This is a genomic window from Streptomyces niphimycinicus (assembly GCF_018883605.1).
Classification (GTDB): Bacteria; Actinomycetota; Actinomycetes; order Streptomycetales; family Streptomycetaceae; genus Streptomyces; species Streptomyces niphimycinicus.
On the sequence record NZ_JAHLEM010000070.1, the window covers coordinates 1 to 16,649 of the forward strand.

The following is a 16,649-nucleotide window of genomic DNA, read 5'->3' on the forward strand; positions in this document are numbered from 1 at the left end:
TTCGCCGCAGTTGTACGTGGCGGCGGGTATCTCGGGTGCGATCCAGCATCGGGCCGGTATGCAGACCTCGAAGACGATTGTGGCGGTCAACAAGGACGCCGAGGCTCCGATCTTCGATCTGGTCGACTATGGCGTGGTCGGTGACCTCTTCGAGGTCGTCCCGCAGTTGACCGAGGAGGTCAAGACCCGCAAGGGCTGATGCCGGACCGGCGGCCCCTTGCGCGGGGACTGGCACCGAACCGGACATCACGTCGTCCACAGTCGAGCCGACGACGCCGGAGTCGAGACCGGCAGCCAGGGACGAGCCGGGCCGGGAATCCGGGGGCAGGAGGCCGCCGAGGAACATATTGTTGGCCGATGCGCGCACACCGTATAGACAGCCCAGCCGATCTCGATGTGGTCCGTGAGTCCTATGACCGGGTGGCCGACAACTACGCCCACATGGTGGTGACGACGGGAATCGGCGACATCCGTCGCCATCCCTGGCTCAAGGCATCCATCGACGCCTTCGCCGACACCGTGGGCGACCTCGGGCCGGTCCTCGACGTCGGCTGCGGACCCGGAACGGTGACCGCCTACCTCGCCGAACGCGGACTCGACGTGTCCGGGGTCGATCTCTCCCCCCGCATGATCGAAAACGCGCGCCGTCTTCATCCGCGATGCCGCTTCAGCGTCGCCTCCGCCACCGACCTCGACCTCGCGGAGGCGTCCCTCGGCGGCGTACTCGGGTGGTGGTCGCTGTTCAACCTCCCTCGCGACGTCCTTCCCCAGGTCCTCGCCCTGTTCGTGCGCGCCCTGAAGCCAGGAGGACACTTCATCACCGGGACACACGTCGGCGACGAGGACCTGATGCGCACCGAGGCTTACGGAGGTGTGCCCGTGAACTGGACGACACACAAGTGGCGGCCCGAACAATTCGTCGACCTGATCGAGCAGGCCGGCCTGCACCCGGTCGCCGAACTTCGGCTCCCCGCGGATGAGCACACCGGGCCCGGCGTGGTCATCATGGCCAAGCGCCCCGCCTGAGGACCGGGCTCATGAGCGGGCCGTGAGGAATTCGATGAGCGCGGCATTCACCTCTGCCGGGCGTTCCTGCTGCGTCCAGTGTCCGCAGCCCGCCAGTTCGAGCGGCTCGCGCCGCAGGCTGGGCATCAGATCGGGCAGGCTCGCGATGAGTTCGGGCGTGCCGGGGAAAGCGGGAACGGGGTCGCGGTCGCCGTAGATGTACAGCGCGGGCACGGTGATGACGGCGCCTTGCCACGGCGCCGTCAGTTCCCAGTTGCGGTCGAGGTTGCGATACCAGTTGAGGGCTCCGGTGAACCCCTTGGAGAAGCTCTCGGTGAGCGTGTCGAGGTCGTCCTCGGTGAACCACCGCGGCAGTACGTCGGGGTCCGGCATGGTCGCCAGCCAGCCCCGCTCGGGGTCGACCAGCGGCAGCTCGACCGTGCCGGGAGCGTCGCCGGAAATCGCGTAGAAGATCTTCCGCAGCGAGGTGCGGGTGTCCCTCGCGAACTCGGCGTCGGCGACACCGGGGCGGTTGAAGTAGTTCCAGTAGAAGCGGCCACCGAACCTCTTCTCCATGGCGGCCAGCGGAGGCTGCGCACCGCGGAAGGGAGGTGGCACGCTCAGACCGGCCACCCCGAGCACCATGTCCGGCCGTAGCAGCGCGGTGTTCCACGCGACCGGCGCGCCCCAGTCGTGCCCGACCACATACGCCTTGTCCTCGCCCAGCGCCCGGATCAGGCCGACGACGTCGCCGACCAGATGGAGGATGCTGTACGCGTCGACGTCGTCGGGACGGTCGCTGCCCCCGTATCCACGCTGGTCGGGGGCGACGACCCGGAAGCCCGCCTCGACCAGGGGGCCGAACTGGTGGTGCCAGGAGTGCCAGGACTCGGGAAAGCCGTGCAGAAGCAGGACCAGGGGGCCTTCGCCCTCCTCGGCGATGTGCAGCCGGATCCCGTTCGTGTCGACCATACGATGCTCAACCATGTACACGAGCGTACGCGCCATGATCGTCGGCAACCGCTCACCATCGAAACGGGTCAGCCATACCCGCAGTTGCGAGGCAAAGGGCTTGCTTTATGTGGCATGAGCTGGTCCAGCAGCCAATCGGGCTGGCATCTGCATGTGCACCGGACGCGGGTTCGGGTACGGTCACCCGGGGAGGCGGTTGCCCGGGTGGACGGCGGCCGCCCCGGATGAGTGGAGCGTGATGAGTCCGGCGCGGGTCGCGGGTGTCCTGGTCGTGGAGCACATGCCGCACGAGGGCACGTACGCCCTGGGTACGGCGCTGGCGGCGGCCGGGCTTCCGGCGCGGGTGTGCCGGACGTGGGCGGGGGATCCGGTGCCGGACACGCCGGCCGATGCGGTCGCCCTGGTGGTGATGGGCGGGCCGATGGCGGCGTACGAGGACTTTCCCAGTCGTACGCGGGAGTTGGCGCTGTTGCGCGCCGCGCTCGATGCCGAGGTGCCGGTGCTCGGCGTGTGTCTGGGTGCCCAACTGCTGGCCGTGGCGGCGGGCGGCATGGGCCGTGCCGGTACCGCTGGTCCGCAAATCGGCTGGGGCGGGATACGGATGTCTCCGGCCGCGCACACCGACCCGCTCTTCACCGGCGTGCCCGAGCGGCTCCGCGTCCTGCATTGGCATGGCGACACCATGGACCTGCCGTCCGGTGCCACCCTGCTGGCCTCCTGCGACCGCTATCCGGTCCAGGCGTTCCGGATCGGCGGCTCGGCCTGGGGTCTTCAGTTCCACCTGGAAGTGGACGCGACGGCGGTCGGCGCCTTCGCCGAGGCGTTCCCGGACGAAGCGGCCCTCGCACCGGATCTCGTCGAGTCCGCCCCCGTTGAGCTGGCCGCCCTGGCACCACACCGTGACGGCGTGTTCCGCCGCTTCGCCGCCCTTGTCGCGGAGCGGGCGGCACTGACCGCGACCCGTACCTTCTTCACACCCCGCGCCGCCGTATGGGAAGAGCGATTCACCGCCCAAGGCCCGGTCTACGCGGCGGCCGTCTCCCGGATGGGGCTGCGTCCGGGGCAGTGCGCGCTGGACGTGGGCTGCGGCAGCGGCCGGGCGCTGCCCGCACTGCGTGCCGAGGTCGGTGAGGACGGTGTCGTTCTCGGCGTGGACGTCACCCCGGCGATGCTCACTGCCACCGCGAAGGAAGGCCGCGCCGGCCTCGCCCGGCTGCTGCTGGCCGATGCCTGCCGACTGCCGTTGCCGGCCGGGGCGGTGGACGGCATCTTCAGCGCGGGCCTGGTCAACCATGTGCCCGACCCGGCGGCGGCCCTGCGGGAGTGGGCCAGGGTCACCGCCCCCGGCGGTGTCCTGCTGCTCTTCCACCCCTCCGGCCGCGCCGAACGCGCCGCCCGCCACGGCCGTCCCCTCGACCCGGACGACCCGCTGGCCGAGGAGAACCTGCGCCCCGATCTCAGCGCGGCGGGCTGGGCGCCCACCTGCTACGAGGACGCGCCCCACCACTTCCTGGCCCGCGCCGTGCGCATCGGCTGACGGCCGCCGCGCCCTCCCGCGCTGTGCCCACCGCGGCTTTCATTCGAAGCGACCTCATGACCGGGGATGTAGGGGAAGGTCCACGGGGAACGGGCCCTTGCACCGGGGTGACGACGGCGCGCGATCCGGGCGACCGCAAGGGACCCGCGTTCCGCGTCGCCCGGGAGATCGAGAAGGGCAGCCTGCGTGGTCCTGCGATTCCGGGGATAAGCCGGGTACTGGTTGAGCCCCGCGGGTGCGCTGATGCTTCTTCCCACAGGCCGGCCCGCCTGTGAAGAAGCGCATCACCTTCGGAGGCGATCATGCCGAAACACCTTCTCTTCCACCTGGCGGCGACCACTGCCGGCGCCGTGATCGGACTTACCGCGGTCTCGTCAACGGCGGAAGCGGCCGCGCCGCCCCTCTCGCACCCGCGGATCGTCGCCCACTTCGACCGTCCGGCCGGGCAGGTGGCGGAGAGCGTCAGCGTGCGGCCGGACGGGTCGGCGGATGTCGGCCTCATCCTGTCCCGGCAGGTGGCTCACGTCGCGCTGGACGGACGTGTTGAGGTACTGGCGACCATGCCGCTCCCCGCGGATGGGGGCGTGAACACCCCCGGGCCCGGATCCGCCTCGGTGACGGGGATCGAACGAACGGGAGATGGAACCCTCTACTTCCTGTATTCGGCAGGGGACGAACACCTCACCGGTCTATGGAAACTGCGCCCGGGAGACAAGCCGGAGCGCGTCGCCGCCCTGCCGGCGTCGAGCTTCCTCAACGGACTTGCCAGGGACGACCGTACGGGGAACTTCTACCTCACCGACTCCACCCAGGGCGGAGTGTGGCAGGTCGGACCGCACGGCGGAACTGCCAAGCTCTGGGCCGCGGGGGAGGATCTCGCCCCGACTCACTTCTTCGGCGCCAACGGCGTGAAGGTGCACAACGGAGCTGTCTGGGTCTCCAACATCGATCGAGGAACAATCCTTCGGATACCGCTGACGGACAAGGGAACCGCGGGTCCCCATCAGGTCATGGCATCCGGACTCGACAGCGTCGATGATTTCGCCTTCACCGGCCGCGGTGATCAGCTACTGGCCGCACTCAATATCCCGAGCGAGCTGCTCCTCATCACTCCGGGCAAGCCCGACCGTACCGTCCTCGATGAGAGCGACGGTCTGGAGAACACCACATCGGTGGCGGTCGACGGCGATACGGTCTACGTCGCCAGCGGTGCGCTCACCACAGGCGGTGATGCGAATCTTCTGACGGCCCATCTCGGCCACCACGACTGACGACGGCTGAACAATGAGGTGGAGGGGCGCTGATCGCCCTGGCCGAGGCGGGAGTTGAGCGGGCGGTGCCCGGTCGGGTCAGGTTCGGGTGAGCACGATCTTCCTTCCGCCGGCCTGCCCGGCGACCACCCGGGCGAACGCGGCCGGTCCCTCACTCAGCGGCAGCGGTTCCGGTGCGAGTTTCAAGGTTCCCGCGGCGACCCGCTCCGCCAGATGGGCGAGCTGTGCGGCGTCGGGCTCGACGTAGAGGTCCCAACTCGTGATGCCTCGTTCCTCCGGAGGCGCGTCCGAGGTCAGGGAGCACAGTCGCCCGCCGTCCCGCACCAAGGGCAGGGCGTCGCCCGCCGTGCTGGTGGCGATGGTGAGGGCGGCGTGGAACCCGCCGCGTACCTTGGCCGACCAGTTCGGATCGTGGTAGTCGACGACCTCGGTCGCTCCCAGACCGAGCAGGCGCTCCGCGGCGGCACTGGAGGCGGTCGCGGTCACCTCGAAGCCCTCGGCCGCGGCGAGCTGGATGGCCAGGGCTCCGGTGGCCCCGCCTCCGTTGGTGATCAGGAGCCGCTGTCCTCGGCTGAGGTCCAGCTTCTCCAGGGCCTGCAACGCGGTGAGTCCGTTGACCGGCAGTGCCGCCGCCTGCACGGCGTCCAGCCCGGGTGGGCAGGCTGCCGTGTGATCCGCGGTGATCAGAACGCGTTCGGCCCAGAAGCCGCTTCCCCCGGGCAGTGGGGCCTCATGTGCGAGTACCCGATCGCCTACGGCCAACCCGGTGACACCCGCGCCCACGGCCAGCACCTCGCCCGCGCCCTCCACTCCCAGCGCCGCCGGTGGGCGCAACCCCACATCCCACCCGGCGCCGTTCAGCAGTTCGTCCCACGGGCCGACCCCGGCCGCCTCAACCGCCACCAGGATCTGACCGGGCCCGGGAGATGACGGTTCGGGCAATTCCAGCAGGGCGACTTCCTTCTCGGCCCCGGAAACTCCGCACGCCTTCACAGCAGATCTTGTCCTCTCACAAAGTCCGGCCGACCGGGAGGTATCGGCCGGAAACCCGAAGCAGGCACCAGTGTCGCCCTCGGGATCCCCTACAGAGGTCGCTTGTGGTCTCAGCCGCGTTGGTGTCGAGCCTATGCGGCCAGTGAGCCGGACATGTGGTCCATTTGAAGAGTGACCAACTGGGCCAATCGTGGAATCGATCGGCACCTGGACCTTGGGTCGGGCCGGGGCGTACGACACGGCGATCGGCGCCGATCCACCTCATCGTGTCAGCCGTTGTAAGGCGACCCAGCGGCTTTATCCCAGGAACGGCAGTACCATGCTACCGACCGCGGGGTCGGCAACAATGGGAACATGAGTCGTCCCGAGAACTCGCTGGGGAACGCGCTGCGTACCTGGCGTGCCCGAATCACGACGGAAGACGTGGGACTGCCGGCCACCCGCCGGCGACGCACCGCCGGCTTGCGCCGCGAGGAGCTTGCCCATCTGGCGGGAATATCCACGGATTACCTTCTCCGTCTTGAACAGGGCCGGTCCCAGCGCCCATCCCGCGACGTCGTGGCCTCACTCGCCCGCGCGCTGCGCCTCAGTACGGATGAAACCTGCCATCTGCACCTGGTGGCCAGGCTCCTTCCGCCGACGCCTCCCGAAATCCCGCAACTGATGCCGCCTGGTCTACAACGGCTCGTGAGCCGCTGGGGAAACATTCCGGTGGGAGTGTTCTCCGCCTCGTGGACCCTGCTGACATGGACATCCATGTGGACGGCGTTGCTGGGGGACCCGTCCCTTCGATCGCCGGAAGAACGAAACCTGGTGCGCGCGGTGTTCAACGAGCCATCGGACACGGGTCATCCGCTCTTTCCCGCCGAGCAGGGCACCGCGGAATTCAAAGCCGCTCTCGTCGTAGACCTTCGGATAACGCATGGAGCATATCCTCATGATGAGGACTTCAGAGTTCTGATCGATGAGGTCATGAGTAACAGCGAAGAGTTCCGGACCCTGTGGAGCACCCCAGCACTCGGCTCCCGCCTGGGCGGCCACAAACGCCTGCGGCATCCCCTTGTGGGGGAGATAAGTCTCGACAACGATGTGCTGAAGATGCCGGACCACGATATGCGGGTCGTCACCTACACGGCAGAGCCGGGCACGTCGGACGAGGAAAAACTGGAGTACTTGCGCATCGCCGCCGCCCGGGCCATCGTCTGACGGCAGGACGAATTTCGCGGTCTGCGGGAACGGAGTCGCGGGGCACCTCAGCCGGTCCCGCCAGGTCCGGACCGCGCATCGCGGGTGTCTTCGTCCGGTCCGCCCGCTGGTGTGGAAGCAGCGCTCTGGCCGGCCGGTCCCTCGGTTCGGGGAAGGCCGGTGATGATCAGGTCGAGGGCGAATTCGAAGCGTTGGTCGAAGTTGTCAGGGCCGACGTAGGGCAGGGCCGCGGTCAGGGCCGGGTAGGTGCCGGCCGGGACTTGGTCCGGGGGGAGGGCCGGTGCGGTCTCCTGGGCGGCCTGTTGTTCCTGGGTGAGGCCAAGGGTCAGGTAGAAGATCGACCAGTGGGTCCACGCGGCTGTGCATGGTGGATGGCCGGCCGCCAGCAAGGTGGCGATCACGGTGTCGGCGTAGCGCAGCGTGTGGGGCTCGGCGGCGAAGACGCCCGCGACCATCCTGGCGGCATCGCGGTGGGAGAGCAGCGCCGCGCGGCAGCGGCGGCTCAGCTCTTTGAGGCGGTCGGGGAACGCCTCGGGCAGCGGCTCGTCGAGACAGTGCGCGAGGAGTTCGTCGGCGGCCAGTTCGAGGAGGCGGCCCTTGCTGGAGGCGTGCCAGCGGACGGTGTTGTGTTGTACGCCGAGCCGGGCCGCGACGGTGCGCATGGTCACCCCGCCCAGTCCGTGTTCGTCGAGGACCGCCAGCGTGGCGGCGACGATCTCGTCCCGTGTCGTGCCCATCCGATGCGCCTTTCCGGTCGGCTTCCCCGCACCTGTTGTCCAGTGGACAATTCTAGGGCATGCTCACTCTTGTCCAACGGACAACAGTGAGAGGAAGTGGTTGTCATGCTCGACGTGCTCATCGCTGGGGCCGGCCCGGTGGGACTCTGGCTCGCCGCGGAGTTGCGCCTGCGCGGAGTGGAAGTGACCGTCGTGGAACGCCGCGCGGCACCGGACGGACGGTCGCGCGCGGTCGGCATGCAAGCAGGCACGCTGGACACCTTCGCCACCCGCGGACTCGCGGAGCGGTTCATCGAACGCGGCACGCCGGTGCCGACCGGCCACTTCGGCGCGGCCACCACCCGGCTGGACTTCTCCACGGTCGGGGCGGTGCACCCGTACATGCTGGCGCTCGGTCAGGCCGTCACCGAACAGCTCCTGGAGGAGCACGCGGTCTCCGTGGGCGCCCAGGTGCTGCGCCGGGAGGAAGTCGTCTCGCTCACCCAGGGGCCGGACGCCGTCGAGGTGGTGATCCGGGCCGGCGGCACCCACCGGACCGTGCGGGCCCGCTGGGTAGTGGGCTGCGACGGCACCCGCAGCGCGGTGCGCCAGGCGGCCGGCATCGACTTTCCCGGTCAGGACACCACGCTGACCGGGTGGCTCGCCGACGTCGAACTCGACGATCCGCCCACCGCGCCGCTCGCCGCCACCGGGCCGGCCGGTTCGTTCCTGGCGGCCCCGATCGGCGACGGTGTCCACCGGCTGGCGGGCCTGTCCACGGCCACCATGCACCGCGACACCGGCGATCCGCTGACCCTGGAGGAGGTGCGCGAGCAGACCCGCGCACTGCTGGGACGGGAGCTGGGCATCCGCAACCCCCGGTGGCTGTCGCGCTACGGCAATGCCACCCGCCAGGCCGCACGGTACCGGGCCGGACGGGTGCTGCTGGCCGGGGACGCGGCCCACATGTTCTTCCCGGCCGGTGGCCAGGGCATGAACGTCGGTATCCAGGACGCCACCAACCTGGGCTGGAAGCTCGCCGCAACCCTCCAGGGCCGGGCGCCCGACGGACTGCTCGACAGCTACGACACGGAGCGTCGGCCGGCCGCCCGCGCCGTCATCGACAACACCCGCGCGCAGCTCGCCCTGTTCGCCGCGGCGAGCCCGGAGCAGATCGCGCTGCGCGAGGTGTGGTCCGCCGCGCTGGCCGAACCGGAGACCAACCGCCTGTGGGCCCGCCGGATCGCCGGCTTCGGCGATCCGCTCACCGCCGACACCGCACCCGGCACGCACCCGCTGAACGGCACCCGCCTGGCCGGCCTCGTCCTGGACACGCCACAGGCACCCACCGCCCACCCCTTGATGCACCACGGCCGGCCATTGCTGCTGGACCTCGGCGGGACGCGGACGCCGTGCCCCGCGAGTGATCTGGAACAGCGGGCAGCCACCGTCAACACCGAAGCGGCGGACCCGATTTGGCGGGACGTCACCGCCGTCCTGATCCGGCCGGACGCCCGGATCGCCTGGGCCGGCACCGACACCGACCCGCGGCGCCGGGCCGCGGACTGCCGCACCACCCTGCACACCCTGTGCCGCTGAGCGCGCTCGGTGGCACAGGACGCGCGATCAGCCCGCCGTGACCGTCACCGCCTTCATGAAATCGTCCGCGACCTGCGCGGCCCACTCCGGGTTCTCGAATGGCGGGTAGTGCCCGATGTCAGGCACCCTCAGCAGCCGCGCCACCGAGCCCATCTCTGCGACCGTGTCATCGACCAGCTCATCCTGTACGAGGAAGTCGTCGGTGCCCTGCACGATCAGGACCGGGCATCGCACATCGCCGAGCCGACCACGCAGATCGTGGGAGGCCCACGCCTGGCCATCGAGCGTCCCCGCCTGTTGGGAGGTGCTGCGCTGTAGCCACCTCAGCTCAATTTCCTGCTCTGAGGTCAGCTTCTTGCTCGCCGAAGCCACCGCCGCATGCTCGAGGTGATCGGTCCAGCCGGCATCGGGCGCGGCCGTCCGACCTGCCAACAACGCGGCGGCCTCGGCCGACAGCGGTGTCCACGACGCTGCCTGCATCGAGATGACACCTCGATAGCGCTCACCGTGGTGAGCGGCGAGATCCAGTGCCGTCAGTCCCCCCACGGAGGCGCCGAGTACGAAGGGCGACTCTCCGCTCAGAACCGTCTTCACGAATGCGTCCACGAATTCTGCATGGTCATGTATGGACGTGCCGGGCTTCCACTGCGCGGGGTAGGAACGGCAGTGCCCGGGAAGATCGGGCGCGATCGCGCGATATCCGCGCTCGGCAAGCAGCGGCAGTAGATGTCTGTAGACCCTGGAGTCCGTGGCTCCCGGGTGAATCAACACGATCGGGGTGTCTTCCCCGGCCTCGTCGAAATAGGTGCGCGCGCCATTGACCGTGACATAGCGGCCCGTGATCGGTTCGAAGTTCGTCATTAGTTCAACTCCTTGCTCGGCCACGCGCAGGGAAGAAATCCCACCATGACACGTTAACCGGGCGGTAAGATATCACAGCACTATATCTGAGATCTCAGACGTGCCTCGACGACGAAGAGGTGCGGGCAATCGGCTCAGCGTCTAGATGATGTTGAGGCGGTCGAGGAACGGTGTCGCGGCGGATATGTCCCCCGTGATGTGGCAGTGGTCGCGCCAGGGATTGCGGGTGGTGGCCCAGGCGATGAAGTCGAGGGCCGTGCTGTGGGCCTGGGTGGTGGCGTCCGCGCCGGGTGCCACGGTCAGATCCCCGTCCGGCCCGGTCGCGGGGAGGATGGTGACGGTGGTGGCGCCCGGCCCGGTCAGATCGAGGACGAGGGGTTGGCTGACGGCGGCGGTGAGTTCGGGCCCCTGCATCTGGGGGAGGCCCGCGAGCATGAAGCCGATGGCGGGGGCGACCTGGTCGTCGGTCGGTTCGGGCAGGGTGAGGGGGAGCGGTCCGCCGGGGGCGAGCATGTCGTCGCGCAGGTGGCAGAAGACGTTGAACGCCATGGTGTTCGCGAGGAGATGGCGCGGATACGTCCCGAGTCCGGGCACCTCGACGGGCTCGTCGGCGCGGGGCGGTTCCTGGGCCGCTTCCAGGAGGTCCAGTTGCCGGGGGGTGCTGTGCCGCCACTCGTCGAGGACTTCGGTATGGCTCCGGCCACGGGGTTCGTCGACGCGCAGATCGTGGTAGCGCTCGCGGTTCTTCGGCAGGGAGGGGTCGGGTGGCGGCGGGTCCACCGCCTCGGAGGCGAGGGCCGCGAGGTGGGCCACCACGTCGATGACGCGCCAGCCGGCGCACGCGGACGGCAGCTCCCACTGCCCGTCGTCCACCTGGGGGACGATCTCGGCCAGTTGCGCCGTGCTCGAACGCGCGGCGGCGAGGCCGGCACGGGTCATCGTTCCTCCCTCGCCCTTCTCGAACCTCTCGCCGCTCTCAAATCTCTCGACTCGAAGGGGCGGTCCGGTCGGGGCGTGGCTTGGCGGGACGGGCGCCAGGGGTCAGGCGTCCTGGCCGATCCAGACGGTCTTGGCGTTCATGAACTCCCGCATGCCGAGGTCCGACAGTTCGCGTCCGTAGCCGCTGCGCTTGACGCCGCCGAAGGGGATCTCGGGGTAGCTGGTCGTGTTGCCGTTCACGAAGGCCATGCCCGACTGCACATCGCGGACGAACAGTTCGCGTTCGGCCTCGTCCTCGGTCCACAGGTTCGATCCGAGGCCGTACGGGTGCCCGTTGGCCTCGCCCAGGGCGTCCTCCAGTGAGGGGACCGCCCACACCTGCGCCACGGGGCCGAAGACCTCCTCGTGGTACATCCGCATCTGCGGTGTGACGCCGGTCAGCACGGTGGGCGGGTAGAACCAGCCGGGCCCGTCCGGGCGTTCGCCGCCCAGCAGCACCGTCGCGCCCTTGCCGACGGCATCGTCGACGTAACCCGCCACATCCTGCCGGCCGGACTCGGTGGCCAGCGGCCCGACATCGGTGGCCTCGTCCATCGGGTCACCCACCACCAGCGCCCCCATCTTCGCCACGAACATCTCGATGAAGGAGTCGGCGATGTCCTGGTGCACGTAGAACCGCTTGGCGTTGATGCACGACTGCCCGTTGTTCAGACACCGCGCCTTCACCGCGACATCGGTGGCCCGCTCCAGATCCGTGGAGGGCATGACGATGAACGGATCGGAGCCGCCGAGTTCGAGGACCACCTTCTTGATCTCATTGCCCGCGATGGTCGCCACCGACCGCCCTGCCGGTTCACTGCCGGTCAGCGTCGCGGCCGCCACCCGCGGGTCGCGCAGCACCTGCTCCACCCTCCCCGAGGAGATCAGCAGAGTCTGGAACACATCCTGGGGGAATCCGGCGTCACGGAAGAGTTCCTCCAGGTACAAGGCGCACTGCGGTACGTTCGAGGCGTGCTTGAGCAGGCCCACGTTCCCCGCCATCAGCGCGGGCGCGGCGAACCGCATGGCCTGCCACAACGGCAGATTCCACGGCATCACCGCGAGCACCACACCGATCGGCTGGTGTGAGACGAACGTCTGCTTCGCGCCCACGCGCCCGGCGTCGGCGTCCATGTCCCGCAGGAACGCGGGGCCCTCGGCGGCGTAGAAGCGGAGCCCGTGGACGCACTTGGCCACTTCCTCCTCCGCCGCCCGGAACGTCTTGCCCATCTCCGTGGTGATCATCCGGCTGACGCTCTCGATCTCCTTCTCCAGGCGTTCGGCCGCATGCTGTAGCCATGCCGCCCGTTCCTCGACGCTCGTCAGCCGGTACGAGGCGGCCGCGGCCGCCGCCCGGGCGAGCTTGTCCTCCAGTTCCTCCGGAGTCAGCTCTTCGTACCTCCTGAGGACCTCACCTGTCACAGGACTCGTCGTCGCAATAGCCATAATTCGACGGTAGGACGGTGGAATAGGGCTCGCAAATTCACCCATTTGCCTCAGATGGGATGCGAGGTGGCGGCCACCCCACCCGTCGCCGTGAACCTGGGCACATCACCAGGGCACCACTCCGTTGTCGTCGAAGAGCTGACCGGTGGGGCCGTCGTCGGGCAGCGCGGCCAGCCGGATGGCGATCGCCGCGCCCTGCTCAGCGGTCTGGGTGCCGCTGAACCCGTTGAGGTCGGTGGCCACGTAGCCGGGGCAGGCGTTGTTGATCAAGATATTGGTGCCGCTCAGCTCCTTGGCGTACTGGATGGTGACGGCGTTGAGGTAGGTCTTCGTCGGCGCGTAGCCCCCGCTGATCCCTCCGAGGTCGACGCCGGGCGTGGTCTGGAGGGCCAGCGAGCCGACATGGCTGGACTGATTGACGATCCGCGGGTGCGCCGAGTGGCGCAGCAGCGGCAGCATCGCGTTGGTGACCCGGATGACGCCGAAGACATTGGTCTCCACCAGCCGCCGCACGGTCTCCAGGTCGACGGTGGTCGGCTCCTGCGGCCAATCGCCCGCGATTCCGGCGTTGTTGACCAGCACATCAAGGCGTCCCGCCCGCTCCTCGATCAGCCGCGCCGCGCCGGTCACGCTCGCGTCGTCGGTGACATCCAAGGGCACGCCGAACGCGTCGGCACCCGCCGCGCGCAGTGCGGCCACGGCGTCCACCCTGCGTTGCTCGTCCCGCACGCCGACACCGACACTCCAGCCCAATGCGCCCAGCCCGGCCGCGATCGCGTACCCGATTCCCTTGTTCGCGCCGGTGACCAGCGCGATGGTCTTCTCGCTCATGACAGCGAGCATGGCCGCGCTTCGACCGGGCACCAACACCGTCTCGGTCATGCAGCGATACCCGGGCGGCATCGATCGAACTCCACCGGAGTTACGGTGCGTGGATGGAGATACGCGAGCTGCGGTACTTCGTCGCCATCGCCGAGGAACTGCACTTCGGCAAGGCCGCCGAACGGTTGGAGATAGCCCAGCCGCCCCTGTCCCGCGCCATCGCCGGGCTCGAACGACAGCTCGGGGTCACACTTCTGGAGCGCACCAGCCGCAAGGTCACGCTCACCGAGGCCGGGGCGGTGCTGCTGTCCGAGGGGCGCGCGATCCTCGGCGCGGTGGCCGCGGCCGAGCGGCGTACCCAGCAGGCCGCGCAAAGGTGCTCCCGCCTTGTCCTCGCCGTGAAATCCGGCACCGCCGGTGAATTGCTGGCCAAACTCCTCGACGCCTATCGCGCGGAGCCCGGCGCGGCCACCGTCGACCTGTTGCTCTGCGAAGCGCATCAGCAACAGAGACTGCTGCGGAATGGGCAAGCCGATGTGGCTCTGCTGCACTTGCCATTCGATTCGGTGGCCGGACTCGACACCGAAATTCTGCATACCGAGCGACAGGTGGCGATCGTGCCCGCCTCTCATTCACTCGCCGGGCGCGCACAGCTCCGGATGGTCGAGGTCACCGAATTGCCGGAACTTCCGATGGCTCGCTGGCCCGGTCCCGATGGCACCTATCCGCAGGGACCGGGGGCAGAGGTACGGAACCTGACACAGCTCTTCCAACTGATCGCGCTCGGCCGTGGCACCGTGATCATCCCCGAGTCCGCCGGTACCGACCTGCGCCGGGATCTCGCCGCCGTGCCGGTCCTGGATGCTCCGCCGGTGACCACGGTGATCGCTTGGCCCGCGCAGAGCCGGCTTCGCGCGGTCGCCGACCTGATCCGCGTAGCGACCAGTCTGTAACCGGCTGTTCATGCCGTCCGAGTTGCTCCGCGGCGCGACCGAAGCGGAGGGTCTGGGCGACGGCCAGGAAGTAGCGGGCCTGGCGGACCTCGATCGTCTGTCGCTCCAAGTCGCTCAGCATTCCCCGGTCTACGCGCCACGGCCATCTACAGTGCTGTAGATTTTCGACGCCACCACCCCACTCATCCATGGCGAAAGCAGGCACCCATGCTAGGGATAAGCGAGCTGGCCCTCCTCCTCATCGTGGTCATCGTCGTCGTCGGGGCCAAGAAGCTCCCCGATCTGGTCCGTTCCATGGGCAAGTCGGCCCGTATCTTCAAGAGCGAAGCCAAGGCGATGGCATCCGATGACGACGGTCGGCGGGACCCCTCCGTCCCGAGGGTCATCCAGGCCCAGCCCGGCGATGTGATCAGTTCCCGGACGACGGACCCCGAGCCGGGCAGCGGGAGCAGCGGCACCGGACCGCGCTGACGCCGCCGCCGCGAGGGGCGTGTGGCATGCCGCTCGTGGTGCCCAGGTCCGCTTCGAGGTCGTCCAGGGCCTGCCGGGCGGCCGCGATCCGTTGACGCAGCGGCTCCGGAGCGGGTCCGATGGGTGCGGGGCCCGGCGGTTCGGCCTGCTCCGCTTCCTCCATGGCGCGGGCTTCCTCGAGGGAGTTGATGACCACGCCGATGAGCAGGTTCACCAGGACGAATGAGCCCAGCAGTACGAACGAGGCGAAGTAGACGATGGTCCAGCGGGAGATCTCCAGTCCCGCCCGTACCGCGTCCCCCAGCCCGTCCAGGGTGATGAGCAGGAAGAGGGTCAGGACGGCCCGGCCGATCGAGCCGTAGTGCTCCGGGTCGTCATCGGCGAAGAACACCCAGCCGACCATGGCGTACACATACAGCACCAGCGTGCCGACCAGCAGGAAGCTCAGGGTGCCGGGAAGGCTCTTGCCGATGGCCGTGATCACCACCCGTATCTGTGGCAGGAACCGCGCGGCCCGCAGCACCCGTGCCAGGCGCAGCAGCCGCAGAACCGTCGCGTTCTCGCGTGTGATGGGCAGGAAGGCCAGCGCCACGACGGCGATGTCGAACAGGTTCCAGGGATCGCGGAAGAAGTCCCCGGGCCGGTCCCCGTGGGCCACCATCCGCAAGAGGATCTCGGCCGTGAAAATCGCCAGGAACCCGTGTTCCAGCGCCTTGAGTTCAGTGTGCCAGTCCGCCACCACACCGCTGTACGTCTCGACGCCGAGGACCGCGGCATTGGCCATGATGACGCTGAAGACCACCACACCGAACCAGCCCGAGTCGACGACCCGGCGGGAACCCTCCACGAGGGCGTGCACCTTGGGCGCGGCAGTACCGTTCACCATCTCGCTTCCATCAGTTCTGAGCCGCCACTCGCAGCCGAGGTTGCCCCGTATCCACCTATGGCAGCGGGCCGAACACCGCTGCCGCTACGTGCTTTCGCGATATCCGGTCGAGCAGGACGATGGAAGCCGCTTCCGCCACCGGTTCGGGGACCGGCCTCATGGCACCGTCCGGGTATGCCGTGTCGGCGCCGGGTAACGCGTGCAGCAGGCGGTCGATACCCCGCTGGTGCCGGGCGAAGATGCGTGGCGGAGCCCACCGGCCCCGCGCCTTCTGCCCCGCCAGCGCCTCGTCCGCCCCGACGTCCAGGAGCACCACGTGCAGCTCCCGTTGCTCCCGCCGGGTGTGCCGGGCCAGCCAGCGACGGAGCCAGGGCCGGCTGCCGCAGTCGTGCACCAGCAGGGGGGACATGCGGCGCATCCGCCGACGTAACCCCTGAAAATGTCTGAGTCGAGACCATGGCCGGTATACGCCGTACGGCAGCCAATCGGGCATGACCGCCTCGCAGGCGAGCCGGACCGCCCTGGGATCGACGGCGGGCGCCGCCTTGGACCAGCGTGCGATCAACGTGCTCTTCCCGCTGCCGGGCAGGCCGGAAACGACCACCACGGCATTGGCCGGATAGGCCAGGACGGCGGGGGCGTCGGCCCGCCCGCGCAGGTCGACCACGCCCCGCGGCCGAAGGCATCTGCCTGGCGGGCGGCTCGGCCGCGCCGCCGTGCCCACCTCGTCGATCGTGCTCACGGATGCCTCTTATTCCGCGGTCACACCACGAAGACGGCCGACTCCGTCTGAGGCGGGATTGCCGCCTTCGGACAGGCTCACAGTCACAGGGCACAGCTCCTGGGTTTCAGGTGACCAACACACGGGGGGCGGACGGGCGCGAAGGCTCGCAGAAGTAGATTTCCCCTGTCGCCGGGTGCCGGATCCGGCCG

Annotated in this window: 17 protein-coding genes; 8 read left to right on the top strand and 9 right to left on the bottom strand. The window is 69.1% G+C overall.

From position 1 onward, the window contains the following. On the top strand, positions 1-199 hold a 199-nt coding region (locus KN815_RS08555), incomplete at its 5' end, for an electron transfer flavoprotein subunit alpha/FixB family protein (RefSeq protein WP_216341146.1). Positions 200-357: 158 nt separating this feature from the next. Continuing rightward, the gene (locus tag KN815_RS08560; RefSeq protein WP_216341147.1) at positions 358-1,026 is read left to right on the top strand and encodes a class I SAM-dependent methyltransferase; all 669 of its coding nucleotides are present in this window, start codon (positions 358-360) and stop codon (positions 1,024-1,026) included. A 9-nt stretch (positions 1,027-1,035) separates the two neighbouring features. On the opposite strand, the gene KN815_RS08565 is transcribed toward KN815_RS08560, so the two are convergent. Continuing rightward, complete coding sequence (locus KN815_RS08565; protein ID WP_216341148.1) at positions 1,036-1,992, bottom strand: alpha/beta fold hydrolase; 957 nt, start codon at positions 1,990-1,992, stop codon at positions 1,036-1,038. Positions 1,993-2,215: 223 nt separating this feature from the next. Between KN815_RS08565 and KN815_RS08570 the strand changes: the two genes are divergently transcribed. Both KN815_RS08570 and KN815_RS08575 read left to right on the top strand, forming a co-directional pair. Further along, positions 2,216-3,514 carry a methyltransferase domain-containing protein gene (locus KN815_RS08570; protein ID WP_216341149.1) on the top strand — a complete coding sequence of 433 codons (1,299 nt, stop codon included), beginning with the start codon at positions 2,216-2,218 and terminating at the stop codon, positions 3,512-3,514. A gap of 302 nt (positions 3,515-3,816) precedes the next feature. Next, complete coding sequence (locus KN815_RS08575; RefSeq protein WP_216341150.1) at positions 3,817-4,785, top strand: SMP-30/gluconolactonase/LRE family protein; 969 nt, start codon at positions 3,817-3,819, stop codon at positions 4,783-4,785. A 78-nt stretch (positions 4,786-4,863) separates the two neighbouring features. Here the strand turns inward: KN815_RS08575 and KN815_RS08580 are convergent, their stop codons facing one another. Further along, positions 4,864-5,778 carry an NADP-dependent oxidoreductase gene (locus KN815_RS08580; protein WP_216341151.1) on the bottom strand — a complete coding sequence of 305 codons (915 nt, stop codon included), beginning with the start codon at positions 5,776-5,778 and terminating at the stop codon, positions 4,864-4,866. Between the two features lie 354 nt (positions 5,779-6,132). On the opposite strand from KN815_RS08580, the gene KN815_RS08585 reads away from it, so the two are divergent. Beyond that, complete coding sequence (locus KN815_RS08585; protein ID WP_216341152.1) at positions 6,133-6,984, top strand: helix-turn-helix domain-containing protein; 852 nt, start codon at positions 6,133-6,135, stop codon at positions 6,982-6,984. Positions 6,985-7,031: 47 nt separating this feature from the next. On the opposite strand, the gene KN815_RS08590 is transcribed toward KN815_RS08585, so the two are convergent. Next, entirely contained in the window at positions 7,032-7,721 is a 690-nt protein-coding gene (locus KN815_RS08590; RefSeq protein WP_253208835.1) for a TetR/AcrR family transcriptional regulator C-terminal domain-containing protein, read from the bottom strand. A gap of 105 nt (positions 7,722-7,826) precedes the next feature. Here KN815_RS08590 and KN815_RS08595 point away from each other — a divergent pair, with 105 nt between their 5' ends. Further along, entirely contained in the window at positions 7,827-9,299 is a 1,473-nt protein-coding gene (locus KN815_RS08595) for an FAD-dependent monooxygenase (protein WP_216341153.1), read from the top strand. 27 nt (positions 9,300-9,326) lie between these two features. Here the strand turns inward: KN815_RS08595 and KN815_RS08600 are convergent, their stop codons facing one another. The 4 genes from KN815_RS08600 to KN815_RS08615 form a co-directional block, all read right to left on the bottom strand. Next, positions 9,327-10,160 carry an alpha/beta fold hydrolase gene (locus KN815_RS08600; RefSeq protein WP_216341154.1) on the bottom strand — a complete coding sequence of 278 codons (834 nt, stop codon included), beginning with the start codon at positions 10,158-10,160 and terminating at the stop codon, positions 9,327-9,329. Between the two features lie 141 nt (positions 10,161-10,301). Further along, entirely contained in the window at positions 10,302-11,099 is a 798-nt protein-coding gene (locus KN815_RS08605) for a maleylpyruvate isomerase family mycothiol-dependent enzyme (RefSeq protein WP_216341155.1), read from the bottom strand. Positions 11,100-11,201: 102 nt separating this feature from the next. Then, the gene (locus tag KN815_RS08610; protein ID WP_216341156.1) at positions 11,202-12,584 is read right to left on the bottom strand and encodes an NADP-dependent succinic semialdehyde dehydrogenase; all 1,383 of its coding nucleotides are present in this window, start codon (positions 12,582-12,584) and stop codon (positions 11,202-11,204) included. A gap of 105 nt (positions 12,585-12,689) precedes the next feature. After that, positions 12,690-13,427 carry an SDR family NAD(P)-dependent oxidoreductase gene (locus KN815_RS08615; protein ID WP_216341202.1) on the bottom strand — a complete coding sequence of 246 codons (738 nt, stop codon included), beginning with the start codon at positions 13,425-13,427 and terminating at the stop codon, positions 12,690-12,692. 92 nt (positions 13,428-13,519) lie between these two features. Between KN815_RS08615 and KN815_RS08620 the strand changes: the two genes are divergently transcribed. Together KN815_RS08620 and tatA are read left to right on the top strand one after the other, a co-directional pair. Continuing rightward, positions 13,520-14,359, top strand: a complete 840-nt coding sequence (locus KN815_RS08620) for a LysR family transcriptional regulator (protein ID WP_216341157.1) — start codon at positions 13,520-13,522, stop codon at positions 14,357-14,359. A gap of 207 nt (positions 14,360-14,566) precedes the next feature. Then, the gene (tatA, locus tag KN815_RS08625; RefSeq protein WP_216341158.1) at positions 14,567-14,830 is read left to right on the top strand and encodes a Sec-independent protein translocase subunit TatA; all 264 of its coding nucleotides are present in this window, start codon (positions 14,567-14,569) and stop codon (positions 14,828-14,830) included. Here tatA and KN815_RS08630 read toward each other — a convergent pair. Both KN815_RS08630 and KN815_RS08635 read right to left on the bottom strand, forming a co-directional pair. After that, positions 14,769-15,716: an ion transporter gene (locus KN815_RS08630; RefSeq protein ID WP_216341159.1), complete on the bottom strand. Its 948-nt coding sequence runs from the start codon at positions 15,714-15,716 to the stop codon at positions 14,769-14,771. The two genes, tatA and KN815_RS08630, sit on opposite strands and share 62 nt — an antisense overlap. A 55-nt stretch (positions 15,717-15,771) precedes the next feature. Then, a complete protein-coding gene (locus KN815_RS08635) occupies positions 15,772-16,458 on the bottom strand; it encodes an AAA family ATPase (protein WP_216341160.1) in 687 nt (228 codons plus the stop codon). Between the last annotated feature and the right edge of the window lie 191 nt (positions 16,459-16,649).

Excerpts from the sequence above, each read along its gene's own strand:
- KN815_RS08560 (WP_216341147.1), top strand. The coding sequence starts at position 358 with ATGCGCGCACACCGTATAGACAGCCCAGCCGATCTCGATGTGGTCCGT.
- KN815_RS08565 (WP_216341148.1), bottom strand. The coding sequence starts at position 1,992 with ATGGTTGAGCATCGTATGGTCGACACGAACGGGATCCGGCTGCACATC.
- KN815_RS08570 (WP_216341149.1), top strand. The coding sequence starts at position 2,216 with ATGAGTCCGGCGCGGGTCGCGGGTGTCCTGGTCGTGGAGCACATGCCG.
- KN815_RS08575 (WP_216341150.1), top strand. The coding sequence starts at position 3,817 with ATGCCGAAACACCTTCTCTTCCACCTGGCGGCGACCACTGCCGGCGCC.
- KN815_RS08585 (WP_216341152.1), top strand. The coding sequence starts at position 6,133 with ATGAGTCGTCCCGAGAACTCGCTGGGGAACGCGCTGCGTACCTGGCGT.
- KN815_RS08590 (WP_253208835.1), bottom strand. The coding sequence starts at position 7,721 with ATGGGCACGACACGGGACGAGATCGTCGCCGCCACGCTGGCGGTCCTC.
- KN815_RS08595 (WP_216341153.1), top strand. The coding sequence starts at position 7,827 with ATGCTCGACGTGCTCATCGCTGGGGCCGGCCCGGTGGGACTCTGGCTC.
- KN815_RS08600 (WP_216341154.1), bottom strand. The coding sequence starts at position 10,160 with ATGACGAACTTCGAACCGATCACGGGCCGCTATGTCACGGTCAATGGC.
- KN815_RS08605 (WP_216341155.1), bottom strand. The coding sequence starts at position 11,099 with ATGACCCGTGCCGGCCTCGCCGCCGCGCGTTCGAGCACGGCGCAACTG.
- KN815_RS08610 (WP_216341156.1), bottom strand. The coding sequence starts at position 12,584 with ATGGCTATTGCGACGACGAGTCCTGTGACAGGTGAGGTCCTCAGGAGG.
- KN815_RS08615 (WP_216341202.1), bottom strand. The coding sequence starts at position 13,427 with ATGCTCGCTGTCATGAGCGAGAAGACCATCGCGCTGGTCACCGGCGCG.
- KN815_RS08620 (WP_216341157.1), top strand. The coding sequence starts at position 13,520 with ATGGAGATACGCGAGCTGCGGTACTTCGTCGCCATCGCCGAGGAACTG.
- tatA (WP_216341158.1), top strand. The coding sequence starts at position 14,567 with ATGCTAGGGATAAGCGAGCTGGCCCTCCTCCTCATCGTGGTCATCGTC.
- KN815_RS08630 (WP_216341159.1), bottom strand. The coding sequence starts at position 15,716 with ATGGTGAACGGTACTGCCGCGCCCAAGGTGCACGCCCTCGTGGAGGGT.